The sequence below is a fragment of the Desulfobacter sp. UBA2225 genome (genome assembly GCF_002348205.1).
Classification (GTDB): Bacteria; Desulfobacterota; Desulfobacteria; order Desulfobacterales; family Desulfobacteraceae; genus Desulfobacter; species Desulfobacter postgatei.
In genome coordinates this window covers 6,306-17,097 of sequence record NZ_DDYV01000211.1, presented here as the reverse complement: position 1 = coordinate 17,097, position 10,792 = coordinate 6,306, and the positions used below count along the sequence as shown (strand labels likewise).

The 10,792-nt window shown below is 49.5% G+C and carries 9 protein-coding genes and 1 pseudogene; 2 read left to right on the top strand and 8 right to left on the bottom strand.

Annotation, left to right across the window (positions count from 1 at the left end; translation table 11 throughout):
• The 8 genes from csm5 to cas6 form a co-directional block, all read right to left on the bottom strand.
• A partial coding sequence (gene csm5, locus B3D59_RS10695) for a type III-A CRISPR-associated RAMP protein Csm5 (RefSeq protein ID WP_286819696.1) occupies positions 1–1,164 on the bottom strand: 1,164 nt, incomplete at its 3' end.
• Complete coding sequence (gene csm4, locus B3D59_RS10690) at positions 1,161–2,162, bottom strand: type III-A CRISPR-associated RAMP protein Csm4 (RefSeq protein ID WP_286819695.1); 1,002 nt, start codon at positions 2,160–2,162, stop codon at positions 1,161–1,163. The genes csm5 and csm4, both read right to left, overlap by 4 nt.
• Positions 2,159–2,968 (bottom strand): type III-A CRISPR-associated RAMP protein Csm3, encoded by an 810-nt coding sequence (gene csm3 / locus B3D59_RS10685; protein ID WP_286819694.1) that lies wholly within the window; start codon positions 2,966–2,968, stop codon positions 2,159–2,161. Before csm3 ends, csm4 begins: the two co-directional genes overlap by 4 nt.
• Before the next feature lie 11 nt (positions 2,969–2,979).
• Positions 2,980–3,366: a type III-A CRISPR-associated protein Csm2 gene (gene csm2 / locus B3D59_RS10680; RefSeq protein WP_286819693.1), complete on the bottom strand. Its 387-nt coding sequence runs from the start codon at positions 3,364–3,366 to the stop codon at positions 2,980–2,982.
• A 15-nt stretch (positions 3,367–3,381) separates the two neighbouring features.
• The gene (gene cas10, locus B3D59_RS10675; RefSeq protein WP_286819692.1) at positions 3,382–5,910 is read right to left on the bottom strand and encodes a type III-A CRISPR-associated protein Cas10/Csm1; all 2,529 of its coding nucleotides are present in this window, start codon (positions 5,908–5,910) and stop codon (positions 3,382–3,384) included.
• Positions 5,911–5,923: 13 nt separating this feature from the next.
• Positions 5,924–7,267: a TIGR02221 family CRISPR-associated protein gene (gene csx2, locus B3D59_RS10670; protein ID WP_286819690.1), complete on the bottom strand. Its 1,344-nt coding sequence runs from the start codon at positions 7,265–7,267 to the stop codon at positions 5,924–5,926.
• Between the two features lie 15 nt (positions 7,268–7,282).
• On the bottom strand, positions 7,283–7,699 hold the full coding sequence (csx20, locus tag B3D59_RS10665) for a CRISPR-associated protein Csx20 (RefSeq protein ID WP_286819688.1): 417 nt from the start codon (positions 7,697–7,699) through the stop codon (positions 7,283–7,285).
• Positions 7,696–8,634, bottom strand: a complete 939-nt coding sequence (gene cas6, locus B3D59_RS10660) for a CRISPR system precrRNA processing endoribonuclease RAMP protein Cas6 (protein WP_286819687.1) — start codon at positions 8,632–8,634, stop codon at positions 7,696–7,698. Before cas6 ends, csx20 begins: the two co-directional genes overlap by 4 nt.
• A 255-nt stretch (positions 8,635–8,889) precedes the next feature.
• On the opposite strand from cas6, the gene B3D59_RS10655 reads away from it, so the two are divergent.
• Together B3D59_RS10655 and B3D59_RS10650 are read left to right on the top strand one after the other, a co-directional pair.
• On the top strand, positions 8,890–9,843 hold the full coding sequence (locus B3D59_RS10655) for a class I SAM-dependent methyltransferase (RefSeq protein WP_286819683.1): 954 nt from the start codon (positions 8,890–8,892) through the stop codon (positions 9,841–9,843).
• A gap of 14 nt (positions 9,844–9,857) precedes the next feature.
• Positions 9,858–10,792, top strand: a pseudogene (locus tag B3D59_RS10650) (molybdopterin-containing oxidoreductase family protein); the annotation flags it as partial.

The window sequence follows — 10,792 nt, the reverse complement described above, 5'->3', positions numbered from 1 at the left end:
TAGCCCTCTGGCGGGTTCAGCACCATACCGTTTTTTTTCTTCTTTATCGGTAAATGACAACTTTACCCACCCCATGGGAAGCGCCTGACCGTTAATTAAGGCAAAACGCCTGCTTTTTGGAAAAGGAAACTGTGCATAGCCCGGAGCCAGTTTAAGTTTCTCACGAAGAACAGGAGTAAGTTCATTTTTTTCCAATAACTCACCGGTCATACCATTCCAGCCACTGCCCCAGGCAAGCTGTAATATGACCTCGTTTTCGCCCGTCTCACGGATTTTACCTTGTAGTTGCTCGTAAAAGGATTTGAGCATCTGGCTATGGTCTCCGCCCTCCCCATCGAAAAAGTCAAGTTCAGTTGCAATGGTTTTTGCTGTTTTCCGGCGGACGGCATTGAGCATCCAGTCCAGGGTCAAGTCAGCTCGAAACCCAAGATTGGCCTGGCCATGCTGCCCGAGATATGTATCAAAAGAGACCTGGCAACCAGCCTTGCTTCCTTCACAGATTTTCTCCAGGATTACAGCAAACTTGACTGCCATTTTTTGATTCGATACCCGGCGGGACAGCAATACATGTTCCAGTTTAATGGTGTGGGCAGGGAAGACGCAATCCGCCACGGACAGACATCTCATCAGATTTTTCTGGGCGTCGGGGCCCAGATATTGTTTTACAATTTCATTATCATCAGTTTTTATGCGCAACCCTGGGGCCAATAATTTTTGTTTAAACTGATCAATGGCTTTTCGGCCATCCTCTTTTGACAACTGCGATAAAACCGCTGTTCTCAAAGAACCTTTCAAAGAGCTGCCGGCAAGTAGCGCGTCTGAAGTACCGGTGCGAAGTTGTACCAGGATCTCCCTTGGCCGCCTTTCACAAGAAAAACTGTGAATACGGGCCGCATCCATATTTATACCCTCGGGCCTGCTGTCCAGCCATTCGTCAAGGCGTTCTTCTTCAATGGCCCGGGTAAACGCATGTATCCCGGCTTCTCCTGAACCTGCAACCTGCTCAAACAGTTTATTCCTGTTAAAGACCGTAAGCTTTTGGGTCTGACGTTTATATGAAAAATCAAAGTGTTCAACATATTTGTCTCCACTGCCGATATGTAGGGGCGTCAGCAGTTCGACGTCACAGTGATAGATTGAGCGGATATTATTTTTTGTTGTCATGCGGCCCCCTTGTGCAATGGAATACAGAATGCCCCGCCGTTGCGATAGATATTGTGGGGAATAAATTCCGATTGTTTCAAAACGCAGGGCGCATCGCCTTGTGCGTGAAAGGGAATGACTGCGCCTTCTTCAAGCATCCAGCAGTCAGAGCGTCTAAACCGGCTGACATGAAAACCGCCGCCGGGTCCGGATCGTTTAATAAGCGAATACCTGCCTCCGGTAAGGACCCCTTGTTGAACCTCATCCCTGGTGGGATGGTACAGGGAGAGCGTCAGCCATGCCGCAGGTGCCGTGGGAGCAGGGAAGTCAACTGACTGTGAAAAGAAAACAAAACCGCCCCTGCCGATGCTCCTGTCCGCACCGATTCCGCAGTCGCCTAAAAGCATTAAGGCCGCCTCAAATTTTTCCCGAACAGCATCGCCGTCAAACTGGGCAAGAAAAAACAGGCCGGCACTGTCGCCAAAAAACTGGTCCGTGCAGTAAAAAAAAGCACTTTCACTGACACCGCCGTTCATCTGGTCCGTCATGATTCTGGGGCGCTGTTCATGCTGCTGGAATGTGGCTCCGGTTATATTATTTTTTTCATAAATCGCCATGGGAAATACCTGGTCTAAACTGACATCCGCCGGCAGCAGCTTTTCTTTAAGTGCTTTCCTGAAAAGCGGTTCAGCAACGTACCTGACCTTGCGCCACTCTTTTACACCGGGCATGCCTTGAATCGCCTTGTGCCTGGCGGCATCTTCAATAACAGCGTCAAGTGCGCCCATGGGCAATGGAAAAAAGCGTACCCCATTGATGAACGGGAAACAGGAGGAGATGGAGAACGGTGTGTTGGTGCACAACTGCTCCGGGGTGTCATCAAACAGAAGAAACCATTTCTGGAGCACTGCCCCCCACAGGGAATCGGAACGGAACGCCTGCTCCACAGCTTCCTGCCCGATGCCTTCAAGACCGAAATGCACAGGGTCTTGAAATAGTAAATGGTATGCAATCATCATACAGGCGCCTCTTCTTTATTCATAAACAGGGCAAATTGCTTCTGGTATTCCGAAGGTTGCCGCTCCATCTGTCCTTGCCTGTAACTGTCTGCCGTCCGCTCGGTAACAGAGGTAACAAGAAATTCAACCTGGCCGTACCCCCGGGTTCCCTGGCCCCCGATATAGTCATCTTCCACCAGCGACAGTGCCTGGCATACAAGGTGAACAAAGCGGTCCGCCCTGCTGCTCTCCCCTTGGGAACCGGCATCCACATTATAAAGATCAAGGACAAGATTAAGACCGAACCTGGCCCCGGCAGGCACCCGTTCAAACTGGCGGGGGTTGGCTTTTGAGGTCAGGCGATCAATGGCGACCTCTGTTTTTATTTCAGTGCAGTACATATCGGTGTTTTCAGCATCCGCCAGGGTCTGTTCGTTGAGAAGTCTGCTGTCCCGAACAATAAGGCGGGTTGGGGCGTATTCAGGCTTTGTGTCAGCCTTATCATCTACAGGAAAACCAAAAAGCTGCACAGCATCTTGGTCGGGATCAATACACAGAGTCCCCGTCCATTCTTCTTTATTTTCATTTTTTACTTTTTCAATCTTTACAAGATTAAGGCTTTTTTCCAGCAAAGAACGCATTTTCCCTTTTAAAGAGGAACCGGGGATATAGGGTAGGTTGTCAATTGGGTTTCGGATCACAACTTTGTCTGCGCCGCCAATGCCAAGCCCTAATGAAGAACCGCCCACATGCATACCGGTGAGCAGTTTGATTTCTCCCTGAATAAAAATTTTACGGTCCAATTTCAGTGTTTTTGTTTCACTCATTATTTTTCTCCTTATTTGCCGCCAAAGGCACGATGGTAGGCCAAAATTGCCTCAAATAATTTACAGAAATTAACAAAACGGTTGGGTTCTTCTTCAGAACTGCCACCTTCAAACACAGCATCAATGCCCATGGTGATTTTTTCTTTGAAGATCTTAAGTCCTATAACCCGGTCTTGCCGTCCTGCGGCATACGCAAGATAAGGTTTGAGCATCATGAAATCTGTTTTTTGTTTGACATACCCTTTTGCCTCAATTGATTTCAAGCGGGTAAAAACCTGGCGAATTTGGGATGTTGTCAAGCCTTTATTCTTGATCTCTTTTCCCAATTCCTGGGCAGCATCCAATAATGCGGGCTGGGGACCCTGCTGCACCCATGAAACAATCTGTTCTTTTTCCATTTTAACTCCCTGTGATTATCGTAGTTTTAATTCGCTCCAGCGTGTCAGGACGCCAAGCAGCTCAATTCCGGTTTTTTCGGTTCCTGCAACATTGCCGGTTATGAATTCTTTTATGGACTCAATATCATTTTTTATCTCTTCACTTTTGGCGTCTGAGTATCGGGACAAGGTGTACACCATTCTCCACCGCCACTTTTCGGCTTGCAGCCGGTTTCTGATCTCTTCAAGGGGCATTTTCCCTTTTGACTGTTTCAGCTTTCGGGCACTTTCCTGCCAGGAGAGGGCAATCGCTCTAAGCCGTTGTAAAAGCGGGTAGTGTTCTTTCCGGCTGACAAGAGCCATAAGCTTTATCTGCATGTCGGCAAGGGCTGAAAACTGTTTCCAGTGCATGGGTTGATCAAAAAAGGTAAATGCGTTCTTTTGTCTTTTTTCTCTGGTTTCAAGCAGTTCGGTTGTGTGGGACTTTGCCTTTGCTTCTGCCTCACCTGCCATTTCCGCGCTTTTATATACAGGAAAAGTTCCACCGGAGATCACCATGCCGCCGGAAAGCGTGAAGGCAGCGTTATGACAGGAAAACCGGGAAAACAGCCTGCGGATCTCAAGGGCCACATCCGGCAGTGCGTCCCAGGCACCCAGAAGAAACAGGTCATCCCCTCCTGAATAGACCACAGTAACCCTTTCACACCAGTCCGGGTTGGCATTAAGAATGGCCGGAAGCACGGCGCCAAAGAACTGGCCCAGTTGCCAGCTCATGGTCGTAATTCTTCCCAGTGAATGGAAACGGGTGGTGTTTTGAATCAGATCATGCTGATAATTTTCAAGCCCTTCGCTGAAAATACGCCCAAGATTGTCCACATCCATGCGCAGGATGCCAAGCCGCTTGAAGTTTCCGGCACTGCGCTGGGCGATGTCTTTAAACTCCGTATTAAAACGATGGGAAGACCCGATGGTAAAAGGGACGCAATTGACCGGGGTGCGGTGCTGAACGGATAGAGCGGTCTTGTGGTAATCCGCTGAATTGATCCCCATGAAAAGCAGGTTCTCACCATTAATTTTTTCAGGCATTTTTTCAAAGAGCCATAACTGCTTTCCATATACCTTCATGACCGGTTTACCCTGTTCCGGAAGGTCTGCGCCGTTTGAACCAAGAACAATCCAGTTTGCCGCACCAAGTTGGCTGCCTAACTTTGCCATCTCTTTGCAAGCCGCACATATGGTTTCTCTTTTGTCTTTCATGGTTTGGCGGCAAACCTCGCAGGCGTTTAAGTTTGCCTGGGGGCGGACGGCGAACAGCAGGTCATAGTCATCTGTCGCTGCCTTGTTGTAGCGCTGCCTGTCCTGATAAACCAGCCCCCGGGTCAGCCGGTCCCAGATCCGGTAAAGCGTTGTGCCGCTTTTTCTTGTCAAGTCATCGGCAGACAAGGTTTCATACCCTGTCCGAAGATACAGAGCCCCGTTATACTGTTTCAATAACTCCAGGTTGACATCCTGCTGCATATCTTCCAGCGTTTGAATCGTATCGGGAAGATTGGGAAGCAGCAGGTAAAATTTTCCGCCGCTGGCATAAAGGATATTGGTCTGGGTTAATGAAAAACGGTCAACAAATTCATTGGCAAGGATTTCGGCAAGAATCTGGATATAAAAGGATTTACCCTTTAATGTCCGGTAGGCACCTTTGGACGAAATTTTATAGATAAATTTTTGAATTCCGCTGATATCCCCGCAGTACAAAAGAAATTTTGGAACAGAATGGTCCATGATATCCGTTTCGTTCAGATTTCCGCATCGGGCATGATAGCAATACAGGCAGGCTGCCAGGGCCGCAGTGACCTTTTGGTGGTCAAAGAGCGAGACATCCGGAAGCTCCTCTTTTCTTGTTGATGCCGGCAGGCACCATTGAAAATCCCTGCAAAGGCAAAGTATCACCGGGAACTGGGCAAACAGATCCAGCCAGCCGCCTGAATCGGGCTGTAACGCCTGCCTGAAATGCTGCCAATGCTGCACATAATCTTCTTCCACCTGGTTATAGGTGTATTGATCTTTGGGCACCGGAAAAAATAAAGTGAAATCCCCGGCAGATCCTGAAACCGAAGCGTGGTTAATTTTATACCGCCAGTCTTCGGGCTTCACCTGTTCTCCAAACAGCTTAACGCGCGACAGGATACTGATCAGCGGGGTCTGTCTTTTACGTTCTCTGCCGCCGGTGTCATAATCGGAGAGTTCATCTCCTGCAGAGCGTTCATGGCCGGAAGCGATACGGTCTGCCTGGGAAATAATCAGCTCATATATATTTCTGGGTTTATGGTGTCTTGACGCCATATTCAGGATGTTTACTTCGCTGCTGCCGGCAAATTCCCGTTCAAGCTGTCCTGCCGGAAAAAGCGACTTTAATGCCAGTTCTGTGTGATAGGCATGGGCATAGCGATATTCCTGGGCCACCATATCCTTATCTGGCAATTCAACAGCACCGGCCCTTTCTGCAAATTTACCAATATCATGAAATAAGCCGGCAATGCTTATTGCCTGAAGCAGTTCTTTATCCATTGTTACTCCCATTTTAATTTTCTTGCTTTGAAAAAAATTCCTGTTCAGCCATTTGGCTTACAACGTTGTGTAATACCGTTAAATATTCGTTCCCTTTTTTTTCAATACCCGGGAATGCGGTATTTTCCGAAGTCCAGGCATGGTCAAACCCATTGCGGATTTTGACCATGTCATCGATAATCTCCCGAAGTTGCGGTTCGATCCCTGCCTTTTGCAGCTTTTCAAACCAGGGCATCAGTTTCAGGCGGGTTTCTTCGGTAAAACCGGAAAATTTCCAGCCATCAACCGGAAACTGCATCATATTGACAAAAACTTCCGCAAACCGTTTTCTGTATTTTTTGCCGTCGCCTGACGCCATTTTTTTCCTGGCATATTTGCCGCCGATACCTGCCATCCCTATGGCGCCCACAAGCTCGCGCATCACCGTAAACGCCTGCATGAAAAGCCGGTGTTCCATCAACACTTCGATAATTTTAATCTGGGTCTCAAAATAGGGCTGGTCATACCGCCCGCTGGGGGGATCGTCCGTGGCCAGGGCGCAGAACTTTTCCCACACCAGATCCAGCATCAGTCGCGCCGAACCGCCCACTTGGTTGCGGCTTTGTTGGACGTATGTCAGGGCGTCATTGACCTTCTGGGATACATTGTTCACATCCACGTTCCGGATGCAGTCGGTCATCTCCTGGAAAGCGGCTATCAGATCTTCATTGGCCAGGGGGGCCATGGCATCTACCCGGGATTGTTTTGCCATTTTACCCAGTTTCCTGGCATCGGCATCGTCGGTTAAGCGGGCAACGGATTCGGCCCAGTCATTGATGACATAAAAATCTTTCATGTCCACAATGGGATGGGGCTGGTCTTCTCGATTCCGGTCATACCAGGCATATAGTGCATGATCCAGGGTGATGTGCTTTGCCCTTGTCAGAAATCCAATGGCGCTGGAAAAGATAATGGGGACGGCCCGCATGCCATGGGTAAAATCAATGATCAGCCTGTCTCCAAAGCCCACATTGTCCAGAAGCTGTTCAAACCAGTTCCACTGGTTCTCTGCGGTCATCTCCGTGGGTACCAGATCCGGGATAATGATTTTGGGCATCTGTTTAAGATGGTGTTTGAACTCATCCTCTAACGCTTCAAAATGTTTGTCATAGGATTCCCGTGTGCAGAACAGAACCACACGGTCCACGCTATCGTTTTCATTTTTACACGCTTCCAGAGCAGCAAGAATGGCGGTCTGGGCAAAACAGCAGGTTATGGTTTGCGAAGTCTTTTCCGTCCAGGCATATTCGGCCCGCTCATACCCCGGTTTTTTGTTGAAACTGCCTATTCCAAGAAAACTGATAAAAACATTAGCCATACTTCCCTCCTGATTTTATATGCCGTATAGTCGGAACATTTGATGTTTGAAAAAGTGCGTGTTTTTTACCATGCCGTCCGGTGATCTCTCTTCACTGGCCAGTCTGACGGTAACAGAATAAACTGGTACAAGATTGGTGTTCAGTGCATATTGAACCATGAGCCAGGTGGCACCGAAATCCCCTTGGATTAAAACAAGATCATTGGGGCAGGATTGCTTTTCAAGCCATGTTCGAAAAGGAGCCAGCGTGTCAAAAAGTTCTTGTTTATCTGCAGGAATTTGTGCCCAAAGCGCCTTCAACTGCCCCGGAAGCCCAATAAATTGCAGTTGCGTTCCCCAGATATTTTGGGCATCAGTTTCCTGGTCTTTGGACAGTGAGTGATTAAACATCAGGAACATGTTTTCAGGTTTTGCCGGTTTTTTGGCATTCATTTGTTCATTGTCTCCAAATCAATTTTGCCCAGCCCAAACGCCGTATTTTTCCCGGCATGAACGGTTTGCGCCATGCGCAGAAACGGCAGAAAAGGTCCAAGGTCTCCCTGGTAGGTTACTTGTCCCAAAAGTCCGCCCATATACATTTTTGCCTCCTGGCGCGAAGAGTATCGCTGCCAGTCAAACCAGGCCAGGCTGTTGTCTGTCAGGTTCACCCGGCAGGCTTTTTTCACCAACTCCGGGTAATTCAGGGGTGGCTCACCATCCCCATATGTGTTGAACAGGGCGGTACACCGGCGGATCAGGGAACGCATTAAAAGGTCAAAGGGCAGGTTTGGGGCCTGGCCCGTGTCCGTGCTGATCCTGAACGGAGTTTGCAGTTTCAGTGTGACATGTTCCGGGTTTTCGTCCTGATCCGGTGTCAGGTCAAGCGCAGGGAGAATATCCGGCAATGTCACCCGGCCGTCCTCTTTTGAATAAACCCTTTCATCCCCAAAGGTGACGGATTCCAGCGTAAACCCGGCCCGGGTTCCCTTCAGGCTTTTGCCCAGTCCGATACGGCCCATCTGGTCAAAGGCATAGATGAAATAGGGCAGGTTCCGGTTCAGGTCCCCGAAAAGGACCATACCGCATGCCAGGGTGTCGCCGGCAGCGAACTCTCTTTTTTCCGTTAAAGGCGGTTCCAGGACCATGGGGTGCGGTGGGGCCGATATCTTGGCGTTTTCCGGAGCCGGCAGGGCATGGGCGGTTTCAAATACCAGGGCATAGGTGCAGTTCTGCCTTAAAATACAGGTGGCGCAGGTCTGGTTTTTAAGCGCACATACGGTTCGTTTCAAGGCATGGCCCAGAAGTCCTCTGAATGTGGATCCTTTGTACGCGGGTAAAACAGCGTCCCGGGTCAGTGTGATGTGGAACAGGTATTTTCCGAATTTCATGGGTGTATATTCCCTTGGAGGTGATTTTTTTTGCCGTTTACTCTATCTGCGGAGCTGGTGGGCGGTTTTTTCAAAAAAATTGTCTGGAATAATTTTTTGAAAAAAAGAGTTCTAAAATTTCCATGACGGCTAAACGAAAGTTTTTTGAATCCAGCCGGGAAATTTATTAAATCGTGATCGTTTACAGTTTTTTTCATATATACTATGTGCTTGTCAAGCCTGTTAGAATTACATCCGTATGAAATAGGAGCTGTTATGAAAAAATGGCTGATTGAAGAGCTTATCTGTCCGCAATGTCTGGACAGTGAGATTGTGCTTAATCCTGATATCCACACGGAAACCGATGATGATATTATTGAGGGGCGACTGGTCTGCCCCCAATGCAGACAGGGGTATGAGATCCACGAGGGCATTGCCGTGGTCGTGCCGGAACAGACCCTGCCTATTGTCCGGGATGAAACGGGATACAACTCTTTTTCCATGCGTTCCGCCTATTTGTGGAGCCACTATTCCGAGTTTTTTAACGGCCCGGATGCCACGGACGCCTATGGGAAATGGGCCCGGGCCTTTGATTCCCAACGCTCCGGCTGGGCCCTTGATATCGGGTGTTCCGTGGGGCGTCTGACCTTTGAGATGACCAGAACCCATGACCGGGCTGTGGGGCTTGATACCTCGATCTCCTTTGTCCGGGCTGCCCGCAGGCTTGCGGCCCAAAAGCGACTGGAATTTGATCTGATCATGGAGGGGCAGATCACCGAAAAGCGGGGCTGTGATTTGGATCCGGCCTTTGGTTTTGACCAGGCTGAATTTATTGTTGCCGATGCCATGGCATTGCCCTTCCGGTCCAGGCGCTTTGTCACGGTAAGTTCCGTAAACATTCTTGAAAAGGTGCCGGATCCGTTGCTGCATCTGGCCGAAGCCAACCGGGTCATGGATGAAAAAGATGCAAAATTCCTCTTTTCCGATCCATTTTCCTGGGATGAAAATGTCAACGATCCGGCTCTCTGGCTTGGGGGCACCAAAGAGGGCCCATTCAAGGGGTTTGGCATGGATAATATCTGCAGGCTGCTCCAGGATCCGGAATCTCTATTCTCTCCGGGCTTCACGATCCAGGATATGGGGCAGGTGTTGTGGAAGATCAGGAAAACGCGAAATCTGTGGGAGCATATTACCTCCCAGTTTGTTGTTGCGGAACGAAACAAAATATAAAGGAGGTGTGTGTTTTGGCAGAACAGAAACCAGGAATTTGCGGCTTATGTTTCCACAGCCCCGGATGCGGTGTGATTGTTCATTTTGACGATGACGGGAAAATCGACCGGCTCACCCCGGACCCTGGAGCGCCCATGGGCGAAGTGCTTTGTCCCATGGCAGCCAGTGCAAAGCAGATTATCTATTCCGATGCCCGCATCAAACAGCCCTTGAAACGAAAAGGGCCCAAGGGAAAACTGGATTTTGAACCCATCTCCTGGGATGCGGCTTTTGATATCATTGCTCAAAAGATGGATTCCGTTAGAGCGAAATACGGGCCCCAGGCCCTGGGATTCTACGCGGGTACAGGTTCCTACGAACGGGCCTTTAAAGATGCATTCCAGCTTGGCGGCTCTCACATCTATCTTGCCTCAAGCATCCTGTTTCCCTACGGATCGCCCAATACCTTTGGGGTGGGCTCCCCCTGTTACACCTCCATTGGGGTGCTGGCACCCCAGTTGACATGTGGTTGTCTGCATACGGACATGTTTTCCGATCTGGATAATTCAGATCTTATTTTTGTCTGGGGGACAGACCCTTCCACATCAACGCCCCCGGCCATGTTCGGCCGGCTGGTCCGTGCCGCCCGCGAAGGGGCAAAGATTATCGTCATTGATCCCAGGCAAACCGCATCTGCCAGGCTGCCGGACAGCCTGTGGGTGCCCATCCGGCCTGGTTCGGACGGGGCCCTTGCCCTGGGCCTGTGCCATATCCTGATCCGGGAAAATTTAATTGATCAGGCCTTTGTAAAAGAGTGGACTTTTGGATATGAAGCGTTTGCCGAATATGTCAAGGCATTCACCCCTGAAATCGTTGCCGGGATAACCGGTGTGCCCAGGGATCTGATTATGGAGCTGGCCCAAGAGATTGCCGATGCCGAAGGTGCAAGCTATGTGATGTATACAGGGCT